Source organism: Streptomyces sp. NPDC005784 (assembly GCF_042871525.1).
Classification (GTDB): domain Bacteria; phylum Actinomycetota; class Actinomycetes; order Streptomycetales; family Streptomycetaceae; genus Streptomyces.
This window is the reverse complement of sequence record NZ_JBIAIQ010000016.1, coordinates 131,872-150,298: the sequence shown is the minus strand read 5'-3', so window position 1 is coordinate 150,298 and position 18,427 is coordinate 131,872. Positions and strand designations below refer to the sequence as shown.

Here is an 18,427-nt window from a genome sequence, read left to right as displayed (position 1 = left end):
CCCGTCCCGGAACGAGCGGTGATGACGGGACACGTACGGGCGGCCGGAACGCGCTTCCGGCCGCCCGCTTCGACGGTGGTCAGTGCCTGGGGACCGGCGGGATCACGGGTCGATGCCCGCGCCCGCGCCGAGCTGACTGATCTGCGTCTCGCTCAGGACCCCCTGGTAGGCCTGCACCTCGTCCACGTCGCCGTGCAGGTACTCGCCCCAGCCGTCACCGGCCTTGGCCCTGCCGACCTGGAGGGCGCCGGTGCTGTGCCAGCCGTTCGGGAAGTCGGCCGTGTCCCCGGCACCGAGCTGGCCGTCGACGTACAGCTTGATCGTGTCGGCCCCGTCGTCGTAGACCACGGCGAGGCGATGGCCGAGGCCCTCACCGCCGTCCGCCCACTCGATCTCGGACACCACCTTCTCCGGGGCTCCGGCCTCGTCCTTCACGGGCATCACAAGCTGCCAGGTCTGCGAGGACGGCTCGTAGCGCACCTTGAAGGCGTCGGTGTGCTCGCCGGCCTGGGAGAGCACGGTCATCGGATGGGCGGGCTCGGAGTCGGAGAGCCGCACGACGGCGCCGACCGTGAAGCTGTCCCCGGTGTCCACGGCCGGTCCGTCGATGGCGGCGTAGCCGCTCTCACCGTCCAGGCGCAGATGCCCGTCGCCGACCAGTGCCACAGGCACGTAGGGGCAGTCCGGGTCGAGCTCCGGAAGGCAGGAGGCGTCGGAGTACCGATAGATGGTCGCCCCGGGGCCGAGCCGCAGCGGGGAGCCGCCCGCCTGCTCGGGGCTCGCGCCGTCCGTCGCGTTCTCCAGCGACCAGTGGCCGAGCCGCTTCGGCGTGCGGTGCGCGAGTTCGGAGACCTCACTCGGTACGACGACCCGGTCGTGGACCTGTACGTCACCGATGTCGCCGTGCCAGCGGTCGCGGTAGCCCGAGGCGCCGCGCGCGCGGCCGATCTGGAAGGCGCCGGCCGCCTCGGCGGGAGTCGCGTCCACCGCGGTGCCGGTCGCACGGCCGTTGACGTACAGCCGCGCCTTGCCCGTCTCCGCGTCGTACAGCCCCAGCACGTGGGCCCATTCGCCGGTCTCGGGCGAGCCTCCGGAGACCCGCGCGTCACCGATCGTGAAGGACCAGGCCGGGCCGGAGTCCTCGGCGCGCAGGCCGAGCGAGAAGCCGGGCGCGCCGTCCGCGTCCTGGGAGGCGACCGTCATGGTCCTGCCGGTCTCGGCGGGCCGCACCCAGGCGCTGACGGCGAAGGACTTACGGAGGTCGGTGGCGGGGGCGTCCGGGGTGAGGAAGCCGTGGCCGCTGCCGTCCAGCGCGACGGAGGAGGTGATGGCGGTGCCCGCGGGCGCGGGGCCTCCGAAGGTCACGCCGGTACCGGCGCGGGCGGCGGTACCCGTCTCGGCGGCGGCGGTACGGGAGCCCGCCGGGTCGGTCAGCTTCCAGTGGGCGACGGAGGCGCGGCCGGAGTGCACGCTGATCCAGTAGGTGGTGACTCCGCTGACGCGACCGGAGCGGTCGACCGCCTGGACGCTGAGGTAGTCCGGGCCGGACCGCACCGGGAGGAAGCGGATGGTGGCGGGACCGCCCATCTCCTCCGGACGCACGGTCGTCTGCGGGCCACCGATGAAGTTGTAGCGGTACCCGACCACGTCCGGGGAGGGGGAGTCCATCGTGAACGTGCCGTAGACACCGACGCCGTCCTGGAGCTGGTCCTCCGGGTAGTCCGGTGAGGTGACGACCGCCTTGTCGGGGCTCACGTCGTCGTACACGAACGAGCAGACCGATCCGGCGCCCTCGTCGCTCCACGCCGAGGTGGCCTGGCCGTCGTTCGCGCGGACGTGCCAGGAGACGACCGTGTTCGCGGGGATGTCGGAGGGCAGCTGCCAGCTCCGTCGGCTCCCGGACAGGCCGTTGCTGGTGGTGAACGTACGACGCTGCTCGGCTCCGGCCGCGTCCGTCCACCAGGCCTCGAAGTCGCCGTTGACCCGGTTGGTCTCGTAGGGCTGGTTGTCCTCCTCGGGGTCGTACAGCACCGCATCGAGCGTCGGCGCCGAGGAGACGTACACGGTGTCGGCGCCCGTCGCGCACGCCCTGCCCTGGGTCGCCAGATCCGCGACGAGCGGCTGCTTCGGCGGCAGGTTGTCGAGTGCGTACGCGGTGCCGGCCGCGGTGGTCAGCAGCGCCACCGTGCAGCACCCCACCGCCAGCCGTCCCCGCACAACCGCTCTTCTGGAATCCTTCAAGTCGCCCTCTCCCGTTGGTACTTGAGGCTCGTTGATCAAGTGAGCCGCATGAACCTAACAGGGAGCACCGACAGGACGGAAAGGGATTTCCCTCAGTCCAGTACCGGCAGCAGCTCCGGCAGATGGCCGTCCGAGGCTGCCGCCGCCCGTTGCCGCTCCTCCGGGACCTCGCCGTACACGGTGGTGCGCGGCTTGGCCGGGCGGCCTGCCGCCTCGGCCACCGCGACCAGGTCCTTGACCGACTTGTAGGAGCCGTAACTGGAGCCCGCCATGCGGGAGATGGTCTCTTCCATCAGGGTGCCGCCGAGGTCGTTGGCACCGGAGCGGAGCATTTCGGCGGCGCCCTCGGTGCCCAGCTTCACCCAGCTGGTCTGGATGTTGGGGATGTGCGGGTGCAGCAGGAGCCGGGCCATCGCCATGACCGCGCGGTTGTCGCGGGTCGTCGGGCCTGGGCGGGCGATGCCGGCCAGGTAGACGGGGGCGTTGGTGTGGATGAAGGGGAGGGTCACGAACTCCGTGAAGCCGCCGGTCTGTTGCTGGATGCGGGAGAGCGTGCGGAAGTGGCCGAGCCAGTGGCGGGGCTGGTCGACATGGCCGTACATCATGGTGGAGGACGAGCGGATGCCGAGTTCGTGGGCGGTCGTGACCACCTCGATCCAGGTCGCCGCGGGCAGTTTGCCCTTCGTCAGGACCCAGCGCACCTCGTCGTCCAGGATCTCGGCGGCCGTGCCGGGAATGGTGTCCAGGCCCGCTTCTTTGGCCGCCGTCAGCCACTCGCGGATGGACAGGCCGGTGCGGGTGGCGCCGTTCACCACCTCCATGGGGGAGAAGGCGTGGACGTGCATGCCGGGGACCCGTTCCTTCACCGCCTTCGCGATGTCGAAGTACGCCGTGCCGGGCAGGTCCGGGTGGATGCCGCCCTGCATGCACACCTCGACCGCGCCGAGGTCCCAGGCCTGGGCCGCGCGGTCCGCGACCTGCTCCAGGGAGAGGGTGTAGGCGTCGGCGTCGGTGCGGCGCTGGGCGAAGGCGCAGAAGCGGCAGCCGGTGTAACAGACGTTGGTGAAGTTGATGTTGCGGGTGACGATGTAGGTGACGTCGTCGCCGACCGCCGCCCTGCGGACGTCGTCGGCGATCCGGCACAGGGCGTCAAGGGCCGGACCGTCGGCGTGCAGCAGCGCGAGGGCCTCGTCGTCGGTCAGCTTCGTCGGGTCGTCGGCCGCGGTCGCCAGTGCGGCCCGTACGTCCGTGTCGATCCGGGACGGCACCATCCCCGGGGCCGCCGCCTCCCGCAGGGCCTCCCAGTCGCCGTACACCGCGTCGAAGTCGTCGCGGCGGTCGCCGGTGCGGCCCTCGGTGTCGATGGTGTGGTGCAGATCGGTGCGCCCGGAGGATGTGAAGGCCTCCTCGGGCTCCTGCCAGGGGTGGCCCTCCACGACCGCGTCCGGGAGCGCGAGGCCCGTCTCCGGGTCCGCCAGGGCCCGTACGTGCGGCAGCAGACGCGGGTCCAGCCAGGGCTCGCCGCGCTGCACGAACTCCGGGTAGACACAGAGGCGTTCGCGGAGTTCGAAGCCCGCCTCGGCCGACCGCTCGCGCAGCAGCTCGATCTGCGGCCAGGGGCGCTCGGGATTGACGTGGTCGATGGTCAGCGGCGAGACCCCGCCCCAGTCGTCGATGCCCGCGCCGATGAGCCGCCCGTACTCGCTGTCGACGAGGTTGGGCGGCGCCTGGAGGCAGGCGGCCGGGCCCATGATGTGCCGGGCGACAGCGACGGTGGCGATCAGCTCGTCCAGCTCCGCGTCCGGCATCCCGCGCATCGCCGTGTCCGGCTTGGCGCGGAAGTTCTGGATGATCAGTTCCTGGATACCGTGATAGGCCCGGGCGACGCGGCGCAGCGCGAACAGGGAGTCGGCGCGCTCCTCATAGGTCTCGCCGATGCCGATCAGCAGCCCGCTGGTGAAGGGGACGGAGGAGCGGCCCGCGTCCTCCAGTACCCGCAGCCGTACGGCGGGCTCCTTGTCGGGGGAGCCGTGGTGGGGGCCGCCGGGCTCGGACCACAGCCGGGTCGCGGTCGTCTCCAGCATCATGCCCATCGACGGGGCGACCGGCTTCAGCCGCTGGAAGTCGGTCCACGACATCACCCCCGGGTTGAGGTGCGGCAGCAGACCCGTCTCCTCCAGGATGCGGATCGAGATGGCCCGTACGTACGCGATAGTGTCGTCGTAGCCGTGCGCGTCGAGCCACTCGCGGGCCTCGGGCCAGCGGTCCTCCGGCTTGTCGCCGAGGGTGATCAGGGCTTCCTTGCAGCCGAGTTCGGCGCCCCGGCGGGCGATGTCGAGGACCTCGTCCGGGGACATGAACATCCCGTGGCCGGCCCGGCGCAGCTTGCCGGGGACGGTGACGAAGGTGCAGTAGTGGCACTTGTCGCGGCACAGCCGGGTCAGCGGGATGAAGACGCTCTTGGAGTACGTGATGAGACCGGGGCGGCCGGCCGCTTCCAGGCCGGCGTCCCGCACCCGCGCGGCGGAGACGGTCAGGTCGTCGAGGTCCGCGCCGCGGGCCTGGAGCAGCACCGCCGCCTCGGTCACGTCGAGCGCGACGCCGTCCCGCGCGCGCCTCAGCGCACGCCGCATGGAGTTCGCCGTCGGACCGGATCCGGGAGTCGCGCCCGTAGCGGAGGTCGTCATCCTTCGAGCATACGGTCGAGGTGATCAGGTATCGGCGGGCCTGCCCCATTCGGGCCGCGCGGCCTTCGCGAGAGCACGGCGTCGGCGGCGCGCGGTGCGGCATCTGTCGTTCTCCCCGAAAGCCGCCGATTCCCCTGGCGTGCACCTCTGTTCACAACCTGCTCCCACAGTGGTAAACGACACTTCGCATCACTCATGTCACTGTCACGCTCGACACCCGGGGAGCAGCAGTATGTGTGAGGACGACCACGGCATAGGCAGACGCGCGCTGTTCGTGACGGGAGCGGCGGCCGCGCTTACGTTGGGAAGCGTGACCTTCCCCAGCGGTGCGCACGCGGAAGCGGCGGACGACCAGGAGACGAGGACGGTGCGCGGCACCCTCCCGACCGGCTCCCCGGACTTCGTGTATCTCCCGGTCGAGGTACCGGCCGGGGTCGCGGAGATCAAGGTCTCCTACACCTACGAGAGGCCGTCCGTCCCGGCCGGCACGGCGGGCAACGCCCTGGACATCGGCATCTTCGACGAGCACGGCACGGAACTGGGCGGCCGGGGCTTCAGGGGCTGGTCGGGCGGCGCGCGCACGGAGTTCTTCATCCGCTCCGACGACGCGACCCCCGGCTACATCCCCGGCCCGGTCCGCCCCGGCACCTGGCACATCGCGCTCGGCCCGTACACGGTGGCGCCGCAGGGGCTGACGTACGAGGTCACCATCACGCTGACGTACGGCAAGGGGGCCGCGGCCCCGGAGCCGGTGTACCCGCCCTCGCGTTCCAAGGGCCGCGGCCGTGCCTGGTACCGCGGCGACTGCCATCTGCACTCCTGGTACTCGGACGGCCGGCGCACCCCCGCGGAGATCGCGGCGCTGGCGCGGGCGGCGGGTCTGGACTTCATCAACTCCTCGGACCACAACACGCATTCCTCGCACCCGCACTGGGCGGACCAGGCGGGCGACGATCTGCTGATCATGCTCGGCGAGGAGGTCACCACGCGCAACGGGCACGTGCTGGCGCTCGGCACGGAGCCCGGCACCTTCGTCGACTGGCGCTACCGGGCCCGCGACAACCGGTTCGGGCGGTTCGCGCGCCGTATCCGCGGTGCCGGCGGGCTCGTGGTACCCGCGCATCCGCACGCCACCTGCGTCGGCTGCGGCTGGAAGTTCGGCTTCGGTGAGGCGGACGCGGTCGAGGTGTGGAACGGCCCGTACACCCCCGACGACGAGGTCACGCTCGCCGACTGGGACAACCTGCTGGTCGCCTCCGTGCGCGGGGGCCACGACTGGCTTCCGGCGATGGGCAACAGCGACGCGCACCGCGACCCCGACCCGGTCGGCAGCCCGCAGACGGTCGTCCTCGCCGACGACCTGACCCGCGAGGCCGTCCAGGAGGGCCTCCGCGCGGGCCGTTCCTACGTCGCGGAGTCGAAGCTGGTCTCCCTCTCCTTCGCGGTGTCCGGCGCCAAGGGCGAACACGCGTGCATCGGGGAGCGGTTGAGGGTCGCTCCGGACACCCCGGTCACCGTCCGCCTGGAGGCCACCGGCGCCCCGCGCTGCACCGTCCGCTTCGTCACCGACCAGGGCCTGCTGTTCACCAGCGACCCGCTGCCGGTCGCCGGCTCCGGCACGGTGGAGTGGCGTACGACGGCACAGTACGCGGCCTACGTACGGGCGGAGTTGCGCCACGAGACGGCGGCGGGACCGGTACCGGGGGCGCTGGCGGCGTTCACGAATCCGATCTTCCTGGGGGCGTAGCCCAAGGGGAGCGTGGGGGAGACCGCGCTCCCTCACGCCCACCCCTGGCGGCCCTGAGTTCTCGTTGATCCGGGGCTGGTTCTGATTCGGGCTCTGGCTCTGGCTCTGGCTCTGGCTCTGGTTTCTAGTTCTGGTAGACCTTGTCGGTTCCCGGCCCGCCGGAGAGCGTGTCCGTACCCGTGCCGCCGTGCAGCAGGTCGTTGCCGCTGTTTCCGTAGATCTTGTCGTTGCCGCTGTCGCCGCAGATCTTGTCGTTGCCCTTGCCGCCGGAGATCTTGTCGTTGCCGCTGCCGCCGTACAGCTTGTCGTCGCCCTTGCCGCCTTCGACGACGTCGGCACCGGCGCCGCCGTGGATGACGTCGTTGCCGTCGTCCCCGAACAAGCCGTTCGAGTCCTGCCCCGAGGCCTTGCCGGTGAGATTGTCGTTGCCCGGACCGCCGGTGCACCCGGTGTCGCAGTTGGTCATCGTGTCGTTGCCCGCCCCGCCGAACGAGCCCTCGCCGTACAGGCCCCCACCGCCGTCGATGCGGTCGTTGCCGTCGTCCCCGAAGAGCACGGCGGCGGAGTCGCCCTTGATGACGTCGTTGCCCTTGCCGCCGGAGACCGAGGCCAACGCGCCGGTGACCGTCGCGGTGTCGTTGCCGTCACCGAGGTCGGCGCCGTATCGGTCCGAGTCGTCGGCGTCCACCGTGCACTCGGCGACCTTGTGGTCGGTCGCCGACGGGTATCTGCACACGCTCGTGGGGATCGTGATGTCGAACTTGTCGCGGAAGGTGATGACGACATCGTCACCGTACGCCGAGGGGTCGAGGTCGACGTACTTCGCGGTGACCGTCAGATTGTTGACCTGCCCGGCGCCGGCTGAATACCAGAGCGCGCCGCCGTACGTACGGATAGAGGCCGAACTCGCCGTGGCCGCCTGGGCGGTGGACGCCGTGAACAGGCTTCCGCCGAGGGCGAGAGTTGCGATGACGGTGGCGGTGGCGGTGGCGGAAATTGTCCTTAACGTGCGCATGTGGAAGTAACCCTTCACGGAATCAGTAATATCCAGGCCCGACGAAGAAAGGCGCCGGTGAATTCGCCGTCACCGCTGCCACCGTCGTCACGGCGGTCAGCGGTCGGTGATCGGCGATCAAGTCGTGAGCCCGCGTCTACGTGCGGGGCTGCCGTTGTTTCTGGTTCACGCGTTTGGACACCGCACCCCGGGCGGGGGTTGTAGCGGAATTCCACTCAGTTCTCGCAGGCAAGCTTGATTTCCCTGCCATTCACCGGCCGGACACCGGCATGCGGCCTTCTCTTCGGTTCAACGGGCCCCCGCCCCGCCCCCGCACTCCGCCCACAGCAGTTTCCCGCCCCTCGACGCGCCCATCTCGCGCAGCACGGACACGCCCCACGCGTCGGCGCAGGCCCGTACGAGGTGCAGGCCGCGGCCGTGTTCGGCTTCCGCCGGGGCCACGGGAACGCGGGTGTCGCCGTAGCCGGGCGGGACTCTCGGGTCGGTGTCCCAGACGGCGACCGTCAGCCGGTCCGGCTCGGTCGAGAGGACGCGGAGGGCGTACGGGCCTCTGGTGTGCAGGTGGGCGTTGGTGAGCAGTTCGGAGGCCAGGAGTTCCGCGGTGGGGGTGAGCGCCGCGAGGTCGTGGGCGGCGAGGACGGTGCGGAGGGTGGCTCGGGCGATACCGGGGGCGCGGGGATCGTGCGGGAGTTGGAGGGTGTAGGCCCACGGCGGCGATACGGTGGCCATCGGAAGTCTCCGATCACGAGAGGAGGTTGGTCTCTTCGTCTCCGGTGCCCAGTGACCTGGCCGCTCCGTCGAGCGGGGTGCTTCTGGGCGGGGCGCCTGCATACACAGTAGGGGTACTCGCAAAGCAGCTTTGCCGAAACTCATGAGATTCCGTGCGGAACCCCTCGCGTGGGTGATATCCCGAACAGAACTTTGTTTCAGGAGGAGTTGCATGGCGGACAGGCCAGCACCGACGGCCCGTCGCATCCGCGTCGCCACCGAGCTGCGCAAACTCCGCGAGCGGGCGGGCATGACGTCGACCGAGGCAGCACGTCGGCTCGGTACCGGCTCCGGGCAGCTCAGCAATGTCGAAACAGCCCGGTTCGGGGTCAGCGCCGACCGCATTCGCGCCATGGCCTGCACATACGACTGCTCCGACGAGGCCTTCGTCGACGCGCTGATCAGCCTGGCGGGCGACAAGACACGCGGCTGGTGGGAGCAGTACCGCGGAATCCTGCCGGCCGGTCTGCTCGATCTGGCCGAGCTGGAGCACCACGCCATCGCCCTGCGCACCGCGTTCACGTCACACGTACCCGGGTTGCTTCAGATCAACGACCACGCCCGGGAAATCTTCCGACATGTCATCCCCGCGCCCACACCGCCCGAGGTCGCCCACCGGGTCTCGTACCGGATCAAACGGCAGGACGTCCTCTACCGAGCAGACCCGGTCCCGTACCGGACCGTGATCCATGAAGCCGCCCTGCGGATGAAGATCGGCGGCCCTGAAGTGGCCCGCGCCCAGCTTGAGCATCTGCTCGACATGAGCGAGCGGGACCACATCGCCATCCGGGTCCTCCCGTTCGACGTGGGCGCCTTCCCCGGCTCAGGCCAGTCGATCAACTACGCGTACGGGCCCGTGCATCAGCTCGACACCGTGCAACTGGACCAGTTCCACGGGCCGGTACTCCTCGACGCCGAAGCACACCTGGACAAGTACCGGCGACTGCTCGACGTCGTGGAGACCGCCGCCCTGCCTCCGACAAAGTCGCGGGATTTCATCCACGCCATCGCTCGACAACTCTGAAGGGACCCCGCATGGACACCCACGAGTGGCAGAAGTCGTCCTATTGCCAGGAAGGCGAGGCCTGCCTCCACGTCGCCGCCGTCACCACAGCAGAAACGGTCCATCTGACCGAGAGCGCCGACCCCACCCACTCCATACTCTCGACCACGCCCGCCACCTTCGGCGCCCTTCTCCGGGCGCTCAAGGGCGACGACCGCGGCTGAACCAATCGGGCTTCAGGACGCGTCCTCGCCGTCTGGCGTCAGGGACAGTTCGGCCACGACGGCCGCGTGGTCCGAGGGCCACACCCCGTCGACCGGCCCGTCCCCGGCCCGCCGTACGGACCGGACGTGCCCGAGGCCGCCGGGACCGGGCGGGCCGACGTGGACGTAGTCGATGCGCGCGGCGGGGCTGTGCGGGCCGACATGGGCGTTCGCGGGGTCCCAGGTGGCCGAGGGTGCGGTCGGGTCGGCGTACTCCCAGGCGTCGAGGAAGACCTGCCCGGGAACCACGGGGGACGTCTTGTATCCCCCGAACAACCGGATCTCGTCGGAGTCCGGCCAGGCGTTGAAGTCACCCGTGACGACCGGGGGGAAATCGGTGCCGCCCCTGTGCGCGGCGACGAACTCCGCGAGGGCGGTGACCTGTTCGCGGCGTACGCCCGAGGCGTGGATGGCCGAGGTGAGATGGGTCGTGAAGAAGGGCACCTCGTGGGTGGGCGTGGCCAGGCGGGCGTGCAGGGCCAGCCGTCCGTCGTACAGCTCTTCGGGGGCAGGCAGCCGCAGCACCTCCTGCGCCACCACCGGCCAGCGGCTCAGCACGGCGTTGCCGACGTCGACCGTGGCGTCCCCGATCCGCCGCTGCCAGCGGTCCGAGGCATCGGAAGCCGCCCAGGTCCAGTGCATTCCGAGTTCGTCCGCGAGCCACCCGGCGAGGCTATGGCCGCCGCACTCCCAGACCTCCTGCAGCCCGACGACGTCCGGTTCCAGCTCGCGCAGCACGGCCAGGATGGCTTTCTGCCGCTCTTCCCAGGGCCCGAACCGCCACCAGAGGTTCCAGGTCACAACCCGCATCCGCAGCCACCTGCTCCTGTCGCGCGACATCGGGGACCATTGAAACAACTCCCTTGTGCCACACACCAGCCCGGACAGGAGCCCCACCGACCATGGCCCGTCTCACCGACCTCAGGTTCCGCACCACGACCGCCTTCCAGCGGCACCTCGTCAACCCGCTCGCACGCCGGATGCCGTTCCAGACGCTCCTGGAGACCACCGGCCGTGTCTCCGGCCTGCCCCGCCGCACCCCGCTCGGCGGCCGCCGCGTCGGTGACGCCTTCTGGCTGGTCTCGGAGTTCGGGGAACGGTCGCAGTACATTCGCAACATCCAGGCGGACCCGAGGGTGCGGGTGCGGCTCCGCGGCCGCTGGCACGAGGGCACGGCGCACCTCCTCCCGGACGACGACCCGGTGGCCCGGCTGCACACCCTGCCCCGGGGCAACAGCACGGCGGTACGGCTGATCGGGACGGGGCTGCTGACGGTGCGGGTGGATCTGCGGGGGTGAGGCGGCCGGGGGTCCTCGCATCCCGGATAGGCATCCCAGGCCTCCGCATTTCCGCAGGTCATCTGGGGTGGGATGGTTCCACCGTCCCGGGTTGGGGGGCAGCTGTTGCCCCAGCTCTGCGAGGAATCCCATGCTGTGGATGTCGCACCGGCTGAAGCACGTCGTCGGCACGGCAGCGCCACAACACCCCGGCCCGCCCGTCCACAGGGGACACCCATGTCCTCATGCACCCAGGACGGACGGATTCCCAGGGCGGGTGCCCAGGGCGGGTGTCCAGGGCGGGTGCCCGGCCGTCGGCGCATGCGACCTCCATACGCATCGGAAAAGGAACGGGGACACCATGAACACGCCTGCCCGCAGGAACCACAAGAGCCCGAAGGGCTGGAAGTCCTACGCCCTCGGGGCCACGGCGGCAGCGGCGCTGCTCGCGACCACGGCGTGCCAGCCGGGCGCGGCCGAAGGTTCGGACAGCTCCAAGTCCTCGGCCCAGCCGAGTGCGACGGCTTCGGCAAAGCCGGGTGGTGCTTCGGGCAGCACGGGCGGCGATGGGGCCGGGAGCGGTGCCAGCAGCGCGGGGAGCCCCGGCAGCAGCGCCGGGAGCAGTGGCAGCAGCGCGGGGAGCGGTGGCAGCAGCGCGGGGAGCGGTGGCAGCAGCGCGGGGAGCGGTGGCAGCAGCGCGGGGAGCGGTGGCAGCAGCGCGGGGAGCGGTGGCAGTACGGGCAGCGGTGGGGGCACGAGGAGCGCCGGCGGCACGAGCAGCGGTGGCACCGGCAGCCGCGGCGGCGTCACGGGCGGTGGTGGCAGCACCGCCGGTAGTGGCAAGGAGGCGATCGCCGCGTGCTCCCAGACGGAGCTCGGGGTGTCCGCGGTGAAGGAAAGGGATGCCAGGCACCTCGTCCTCACCGTCCAGAACGCCGGCACCAAGAAGTGCAACCTCTACCGCTACCCCCTCGTGCGGCTTGGTGACGGCACCCGGAACACGCCCGTGATCAAGGACAGCGACCCGGACCCGGGCGTGCCCGTCACCCTCGCCCCGGGCCAGGAGGCATACGCCGCTCTGCTCGTCAGCGGCGGCGCCAGGGACGAGTACGAGGCCAAGAGCATCACCCTCACCCTCCAGGGCAGCACACCCGGAAGCAGCGCGGGCAAGCCGATCGACGTCCCCATGCCCGTCAACACGCTCTACGCGGACGACGGTCAGCTCGTCACCTACTGGACGACCGCTTCCGGCTACGCCCTGGACTTCATCATGTCGAAATGACGAACTGACGGACCCCGACCGGGACTTCAACCCGAGTTGGACAGGCGGTCCAGCCACTCGGTGAACAGGGCCGTCTCGGCGGAGGTGAAGGCGGGGCTCGGGTTCTGCCGGAGCAGCGCCCCGAGGCGGGTCGCTGCGGCGGGGACGCCGGGGACGCCGGGGACGCCGGGGACGCCGGGGACGCCGGGGACGCCGGGGACGCCGGGGACGTCGGGGACGTCGGGTCCCGCCGGAGCGACGGGGGCGGTCACCTCCGGGGTGAAGACCACGGCGTGCACCGCGTCCCGTACGCGGCGCGACAGGGTCTCGTCCGAGAACGTCGCCGGGCGGGAGACCAGCATCAGGCAGACGCCGACGTTGGACGACATGATCATCTGTGCGGCGAGTTCGGGGGCGAGCCGCAGCTTGCCCTGTTCGGCGGCGCGGCGCAGGTCGGCGGTGAGGATCCGGTGGGACTCCAGGGCCGCGGCCGGCGGGGTACGCATCGCCGGGGAGTTCATCAGGCGGTAGAGGTTCGGGTTCCGCAGGGCGAACTCGGTGTGGCCGTCCCAGCCGTCGCGCAGGTCCTGGACCGGGTCCGTGCCGGGGTGGCGCTCCCGCTTGGCCGCCAGGTAGCGCTCCCACCCGTGGTCGACGACGGCCGACAGCAGGCCTTCCTTGTCGCCGAAGTGGCGGTAGAGCGCAGGGGCGCCAACTCCGGCGGCCTCGCACACGGCCCGGGTCGAGACGTCCCCGTCCGGGGACCGCGCGACCAGTTCGGCGGCGACGGCGAGGATACGCGCCTTTGTGCTCGCGGGGGCGGCGGTGACGGGGTCGGCCTCGCCGGGCTTCGAGCTGTCGTTCAACGTGGAGTTCCTGACGGCGTCGGGGTGGCGGATGGAGAGAACGGTGTCAGGCGATGCCGCCGTTGGCGCGCAGGACCTGGCCGTTGACCCAGCGGCCTCCGGGGCCTGCGAGGAAGGCGACGACGGAGGCGATGTCCTCGGGGGTGCCGAGGCGCTCCAGGGGCGGCTGGGCGGCCATCCGCGCGATGGTCTCCTCGTCCTTGCCGTCCAGGAAGAGGGCGGTGGCGGTCGGGCCGGGGGCCACGGCGTTGACGGTGATGTCCCGGCCGCGCATCTCGCGGGCGAGGATCATGGTCATGGCCTCGACGGCGCCCTTGGTGGCGGCGTACGCGGTGTAGCCGGGGATGGCGAGGGCCAGCACGGAGCTGGAGAAGTTGATGATCGCGCCGCCCGGGCGCAGCCGGCGCGCGGCCTGCCGGTCGACGACGAACGTGCCGCGGATGTTGGTGCGGTGCATCCGGTCCAGGGCGTCGAGGTCGAGGTCGACGAGCGGGGCCAGGGTCATGACACCGGCCGCGTGGACGACGACGTCGATGCCGCCGAAGGTCTTCTCGGCCGTGTCGAAGAGGGCGGCGACCTCCGTCTCCTCGGCGACGTCGGCCCGGAAGGCGACGGCCTGCCCGCCCGCCTCGCTGATCGCCGCGACCGCCTTGTCGGCCTCGGCCTCGTTGCCCGCGTAGTTCACGACGACGGCGTACCCCTCACCGGCCAGCCGCTCGGCGCTCTCGCGGCCGATACCGCGGGAACCGCCGGTGACGATCGCGACGCGCGGGGAGGTGCTCGGCTGCTCACTCATGGCGTTGCTCCTTGTCTCGGCCGGGGTAGCGGCGTTCACCATCCCGATGAGAGCAACGCTAACATTCAGTCGGTAGCGACGCTACCCGCGGAGGCGAGACACCCCGGAGACCGATCAGGGCGATCGCGGCCCCCGGAACACCTCACCCCGGCCAAACGATCGCCTGCACCTCGCTGTACGCGTGCAGGGCGTAGGAGCCGACGTCCCGGCCGACGCCGCTCTTCTTGAAGCCGCCGAAGGGGGCCTCCATGTTGCGGCCGACGGTGTTGACGCCGACGCCGCCCGCGCGCAGCCGGCGGGCTACGCGGAAGGCCCGGGCCACGTCACCGGACCAGACGTAGTCGATCAGGCCGTAGTCGGAGTCGTTGGCGAGGGCGATCGCCTCCTCCTCGTCGTCGAAGGGCAGGACGACGACGACCGGGCCGAAGATCTCCTCCCGGACGACCCTCATGTCCGGCGTGCAGTCGGCGAGAAGCGTGGGGGCGACATAGAACCCGACCGGCAGGGAAGGCCGTTCGCCGCCTGCCGCCACCCGCGCGCCTTCCTTGCGCCCGAGTTCGACATAGGACTCGACGCGGTCGCGATGCGCCGCCGAGATGACCGGGCCGACCACCGTGCCCTGCTCCCGTGGGTCACCCACCTTCAAGTGGCCCGCGTAGGCCGCCAGTTGCTGGACCAGCAGGTCGTGCACGCCCCGTTGCACCAGCACCCGCGTCGGCGCCGTGCAGATCTGTCCGCTGTAGAAGGAGAAGGTCGTGCCGATGCCCGACACCGCCGAGGCCAGATCCGCGTCGTCGAAGACGATCGCCGCACCCTTGCCGCCCAGTTCCATCAGCTGGCGCTTCATACCGCGCCCGCACACCTCGGCGATCCGCTGCCCGACCGCCGTCGAGCCGGTGAAGCTGACCATGTCGACGTCCGGGGAGTCGACCGCGGCCTCGCCGGACTCCGCCGTCGAGCCGCTGACCACGTTGACCACGCCCGGCGGCACGCCCGCCGCCTGAAGCGCCTCGGCCATCCGGTACACGGACAGCGGGTCCTGCGGGGCCGGTTTCACCACCACGGTGTTGCCCATCGCGAGGGCGGGGGCGATCTTGCCGGCCGGGTTGGCCCAGGGATTGTTGTACGAGGTGATGCAGGTGACCACGCCGACGGGCTGGCGCACGGCGAGCGCGCCCATCACGGCCGCCCCGCCGAAGGGTCCCGCTTCGTTGATCTGCGGCGGCAGCGCGCTCTCGACCGGTTCGGGCCGCGCGTAGCGCCGGAAGCGGGCCACTCCGACCCCGACCTGCATGCCGCGCGCCGTCCCGGTGGTGGCGCCGCTCTCCGCCTGCGCGAGGGCGGCGTACGGCAAGAAGTCGCGCTGGATGAGGTCCGCCGCGCGCGCGAGGACGGCGCCCCGCTCCTCGGCGGAGGTGCGCGACCACGGCCCGAAGGCCTCGCGGGCCGCCGCCGCTGCCGCGTGCACCTGGGCCCGCGAGGCCTCGGGGGCCAGCCCGACGACCCCCTCGGTCGCCGGATCGGTCACCTCGTAGAACCCGTTGTCGGGCGCCGCCCACGATCCGCCGATGAACAGCCGCTGCTCGGCCGCCGCCTCAGGAGCCTTCCCGTCGGCGCCCGTCACCGGGTGCTCACCGTCCGGGTGTCGCGGCCCGACCGCAGCACCTTGCCCGGTACCGCGCCCGTCACCACGTCCTCCCGGATCGACTCGACCCCGTTGACCCACACGGCGCTCACCCCGATCGCCCGGGAGTCGAGCCGCGGACTGTCACCCGGCAGGTCGTGCACCAGGGTGGCCTTGCCGGCGTCGATCCGCTCCGGGTCGAACAGCACCAGGTCCGCATGGAAGCCCTCCGCGATCCGCCCGCGTTCCCTCAGTCCGAAGAGCCGCGCCGGGTCGTCCGTGAGCATCTTCACGGCCGCCTCCAGCGTCGTCAGCTTCCGCCCGCGCAGACAGTCCCCGAGGAAGCGGGTCGTGTACGGGGCTCCGCACATGCGGTCCAGATGGGCGCCCGCGTCGGAGCCGCCGAGCAGGACGTCCTGGTGCTGCCAGGTCTCGGCGCGCAGTGCCCAGGAGTCCGGGTCGTTGTCGGTGGGCATGGGCCACAACACCGTCCGCAGTTCGTCGGCCGCGCAGATCTCCACCAGGCACGCGAAGGGTTCCTGGCCGCGCTCGGCTGCGATGTCCCGCACCACGCGCCCGGTCAGGCCCTCGTTCGCGGCGCTGTAGGTGTCGCCGATGACGTACCGGCCGAAGTCGGCGAGCCGCCGGAAGACGCCCGCCTCCTTGCTCCGGGCGCGGCGCAGCATCTCGGCGCGGACCCCGGGGTCGCCGAGCTTGGCGATGCGCTCGGGGACGGGCAGCCCGAGGACCGGTCCCCAGCCGGGGATCAGGTTCAGGGCGCAGAAGGTGCCGAGCGACATGTTCATGGGGGTGAGGATCGGCATGGTGAGCGCGACGACGCGGCCGCCGGACTTGCGGGCGCGTTCGCTCGCCTCCAACTGGCGCGGGACGCGCTCGGGGACGGCCGCGTCGATCGTCAGGACGTTCCAGTTGAGCGGGCGGCCCGCCACCGCGCTCATCTCCACGAACAGATCGATCTCGGCGTCGCTGAACTGGTCCAGGCAGCCGGCCACGATCGCCTCGATCTGGGTGCCCTCGTGCTCCCCCACGGCCTGTGCGAGGGCGAGCAGTTCGGCGGGCCCGGCGTGCCGGGAGGCGACCGGCCTGCCGTCGCCGTCGGAGTGGGTGGAGGACTGGGTGGTGGACAGGCCCCAGGCTCCGGCGTCCATGGCTTCATGGAACAGCCGCAGCATGGCGTCGAGTTGCTCCGGCGTGGGCTGTCCGCCGACCGCGTCGGGGCCCATCACATGCCGGCGCAGCGCGCAATGTCCCACCATGAAGCCCGCGTTGACGGCGATCCGCCCTTCCAGGGCGTCGAGGTACTCGCCGAAGCTGTGCCAGGTCCAGGGGGCGCCCTCCTCCAGGGCGACCAGGGACATGCCCTCGACCTTGGACATCATGCGGCGCGTGTAGTCGGCGTCCTCGGGGCGTGCGGGGTTCAGCGGGGCCAGGGTGAACCCGCAGTTGCCGCCCGCGACCGTGGTGACGCCGTGGTTGAGGGACGGGGTGGCGTACGGGTCCCAGAAGAGCTGGGCGTCGTAGTGCGTGTGCGGGTCCACGAAGCCGGGGGCGAGGACGGATCCGTGCGCGTCCTCGCTCGTCCGGGACGGCTCGGTGACCGTGCCGATCACGGCGATACGGCCGTCCCGAAGCCCCACGTCAGCGGTGCGGGCGGGCGCGCCCGTCCCGTCCACGACGGTCGCGCCCTTGATCAGGTGGTCGAGCATCGCGGAGGTACCCCCTAGACGGCTTGGCGGAACCGGGTCGTGCGGTGCACCGGGTCCGTGTCGATCTTCGGAATGACGTGTTCGCCGATCAGCCGGATCGTCTGGAGCGTCTCCTCCTTGGGGACCCCGACGGGCAGTCCGAAGCTGAGCTGGTCGGCGCCGGCCTGCTCCCAGCGCTTGCACTGGGTGAGCACCTCCCCGGGGTCTCCGCAGATCAACAGCTCCTCCTCGATGAGGAGTTCGACGAACTCCGCGTTGTACTCGGGGAGCGTCTCGGGCCAGACGGGGAAGCCCTCGGGGCGCGGGAACGTGTCGTGGTAGCGGAAGACGAGGGAGGGCAGGTAGTGCAGCCCGCCGGCGACCGCGATCCGGATCGCCTCGTCGTGGGTGGGTGCGCAGATGGCGGTGGTGGTCACCATGACGTTGTCGTTGACGAAGTCCCCGATGGGTTCGGCGTTCACGACGGCCGTCTTGTACTGCTCCAGGACCCACTCCATGTCGGAGACCTTCTGGACGCTGAAGCCGAGTACCCCGAGCCCCTTGCGGGCGGCCATGGAGTACGAGGGCGGCGACCCGGCGGCGTACCACATCGCGGGGTGCGACTTCCCGTACGGCTTGGGCAGGATCTTGCGCGGCGGGAGCGACCAGTGCTTTCCCTGGAACCCGACGTACTCGTCCTGGAGCCACATCTTCGGGAACTCGGCGATGGTCTCCTCCCAGATCTCCTTGGTGTAGTTCATGTCGGTGATGCCGGGGAGGAAGCCGAGGATCTCGTGCGATCCCGCACCGCGTCCGGACCCGAACTCGAAGCGGTTCTCGGTGAGATGGTCGAGCATGGCGACCTTCTCGGCGACCTTCACCGGGTGGTTGACCTGGGCGAGCGGGTTGAAGATGCCGGAGCCGAGGTGGATGCGGTCGGTGGCGTGCGCCAGGTAGCCGAGGTAGACGTCGTTGGCCGAGAGGTGCGAGTACTCCTCCAGGAAGTGGTGCTCGGACGCCCAGGCGTACTTGAAGCCGGAGGTGTCCGCCTGGATGACGTACTCGGTCTCCTCCATCAGCGCCTTGTGTTCCGCGAGCGGGTCGGTCTCGGCGCGCTTGCCCACGTATCCCTGTACAAAGAGCCCGAATTCCAAGGAGGTTCACCGTCCCCAT

The 18,427-nt window shown here is 71.1% G+C and carries 16 protein-coding genes; 5 read left to right on the top strand and 11 right to left on the bottom strand.

Annotation, left to right across the window (positions count from 1 at the left end):
* Positions 1 to 102: 102 nt before the first annotated feature.
* Both ACFYR3_RS24800 and ACFYR3_RS24795 read right to left on the bottom strand, forming a co-directional pair.
* Positions 103 to 1,668 (bottom strand): LamG domain-containing protein, encoded by a 1,566-nt coding sequence (locus ACFYR3_RS24800; protein WP_355847439.1) that lies wholly within the window; start codon positions 1,666 to 1,668, stop codon positions 103 to 105.
* A 665-nt stretch (positions 1,669 to 2,333) separates the two neighbouring features.
* Positions 2,334 to 4,928: a bifunctional FO biosynthesis protein CofGH gene (locus tag ACFYR3_RS24795; protein ID WP_389284744.1), complete on the bottom strand. Its 2,595-nt coding sequence runs from the start codon at positions 4,926 to 4,928 to the stop codon at positions 2,334 to 2,336.
* Between the two features lie 232 nt (positions 4,929 to 5,160).
* Between ACFYR3_RS24795 and ACFYR3_RS24790 the strand changes: the two genes are divergently transcribed.
* On the top strand, positions 5,161 to 6,675 hold the full coding sequence (locus ACFYR3_RS24790; protein ID WP_389284743.1) for a CehA/McbA family metallohydrolase: 1,515 nt from the start codon (positions 5,161 to 5,163) through the stop codon (positions 6,673 to 6,675).
* A 124-nt stretch (positions 6,676 to 6,799) separates the two neighbouring features.
* Here ACFYR3_RS24790 and ACFYR3_RS24785 read toward each other — a convergent pair whose 3' ends face one another.
* Together ACFYR3_RS24785 and ACFYR3_RS24780 are read right to left on the bottom strand one after the other, a co-directional pair.
* Positions 6,800 to 7,690 (bottom strand): calcium-binding protein, encoded by an 891-nt coding sequence (locus tag ACFYR3_RS24785; RefSeq protein ID WP_389284742.1) that lies wholly within the window; start codon positions 7,688 to 7,690, stop codon positions 6,800 to 6,802.
* Positions 7,691 to 7,978: 288 nt separating this feature from the next.
* Positions 7,979 to 8,419, bottom strand: a complete 441-nt coding sequence (locus ACFYR3_RS24780; RefSeq protein ID WP_355847315.1) for an ATP-binding protein — start codon at positions 8,417 to 8,419, stop codon at positions 7,979 to 7,981.
* A 211-nt stretch (positions 8,420 to 8,630) separates the two neighbouring features.
* Here ACFYR3_RS24780 and ACFYR3_RS24775 point away from each other — a divergent pair, with 211 nt between their 5' ends.
* Positions 8,631 to 9,482 carry a helix-turn-helix transcriptional regulator gene (locus ACFYR3_RS24775; RefSeq protein ID WP_355847312.1) on the top strand — a complete coding sequence of 284 codons (852 nt, stop codon included), beginning with the start codon at positions 8,631 to 8,633 and terminating at the stop codon, positions 9,480 to 9,482.
* A gap of 11 nt (positions 9,483 to 9,493) precedes the next feature.
* The gene (locus ACFYR3_RS24770) at positions 9,494 to 9,685 is read left to right on the top strand and encodes a DUF397 domain-containing protein (RefSeq protein ID WP_355847309.1); all 192 of its coding nucleotides are present in this window, start codon (positions 9,494 to 9,496) and stop codon (positions 9,683 to 9,685) included.
* 12 nt (positions 9,686 to 9,697) lie between these two features.
* On the opposite strand, the gene ACFYR3_RS24765 is transcribed toward ACFYR3_RS24770, so the two are convergent.
* On the bottom strand, positions 9,698 to 10,534 hold the full coding sequence (locus ACFYR3_RS24765; protein WP_389284741.1) for an endonuclease/exonuclease/phosphatase family protein: 837 nt from the start codon (positions 10,532 to 10,534) through the stop codon (positions 9,698 to 9,700).
* 92 nt (positions 10,535 to 10,626) lie between these two features.
* On the opposite strand from ACFYR3_RS24765, the gene ACFYR3_RS24760 reads away from it, so the two are divergent.
* Positions 10,627 to 11,022: a nitroreductase/quinone reductase family protein gene (locus tag ACFYR3_RS24760; protein ID WP_351120446.1), complete on the top strand. Its 396-nt coding sequence runs from the start codon at positions 10,627 to 10,629 to the stop codon at positions 11,020 to 11,022.
* A 390-nt stretch (positions 11,023 to 11,412) separates the two neighbouring features.
* Here the strand turns inward: ACFYR3_RS24760 and ACFYR3_RS24755 are convergent, their stop codons facing one another.
* Positions 11,413 to 11,829 carry a hypothetical protein gene (locus ACFYR3_RS24755; protein WP_389284765.1) on the bottom strand — a complete coding sequence of 139 codons (417 nt, stop codon included), beginning with the start codon at positions 11,827 to 11,829 and terminating at the stop codon, positions 11,413 to 11,415.
* 22 nt (positions 11,830 to 11,851) lie between these two features.
* On the opposite strand from ACFYR3_RS24755, the gene ACFYR3_RS24750 reads away from it, so the two are divergent.
* Entirely contained in the window at positions 11,852 to 12,283 is a 432-nt protein-coding gene (locus tag ACFYR3_RS24750; RefSeq protein WP_356780619.1) for a DUF4232 domain-containing protein, read from the top strand.
* A 26-nt stretch (positions 12,284 to 12,309) separates the two neighbouring features.
* On the opposite strand, the gene ACFYR3_RS24745 is transcribed toward ACFYR3_RS24750, so the two are convergent.
* The 5 genes from ACFYR3_RS24745 to ACFYR3_RS24725 all read right to left on the bottom strand — a co-directional run bounded on the left by ACFYR3_RS24745 (position 12,310) and on the right by ACFYR3_RS24725 (position 18,408).
* On the bottom strand, positions 12,310 to 13,128 hold the full coding sequence (locus ACFYR3_RS24745; protein WP_389284740.1) for a TetR/AcrR family transcriptional regulator: 819 nt from the start codon (positions 13,126 to 13,128) through the stop codon (positions 12,310 to 12,312).
* Positions 13,129 to 13,174: 46 nt separating this feature from the next.
* Complete coding sequence (locus ACFYR3_RS24740) at positions 13,175 to 13,924, bottom strand: SDR family oxidoreductase (protein ID WP_389284739.1); 750 nt, start codon at positions 13,922 to 13,924, stop codon at positions 13,175 to 13,177.
* 142 nt (positions 13,925 to 14,066) lie between these two features.
* Entirely contained in the window at positions 14,067 to 15,548 is a 1,482-nt protein-coding gene (locus tag ACFYR3_RS24735; protein ID WP_389284738.1) for an aldehyde dehydrogenase family protein, read from the bottom strand.
* Positions 15,545 to 17,275, bottom strand: a complete 1,731-nt coding sequence (locus ACFYR3_RS24730; protein ID WP_389284737.1) for an amidohydrolase family protein — start codon at positions 17,273 to 17,275, stop codon at positions 15,545 to 15,547. Before ACFYR3_RS24730 ends, ACFYR3_RS24735 begins: the two co-directional genes overlap by 4 nt.
* 14 nt (positions 17,276 to 17,289) lie before the next feature.
* On the bottom strand, positions 17,290 to 18,408 hold the full coding sequence (locus ACFYR3_RS24725; RefSeq protein WP_355847288.1) for an LLM class flavin-dependent oxidoreductase: 1,119 nt from the start codon (positions 18,406 to 18,408) through the stop codon (positions 17,290 to 17,292).
* Positions 18,409 to 18,427 lie beyond the last annotated feature (19 nt).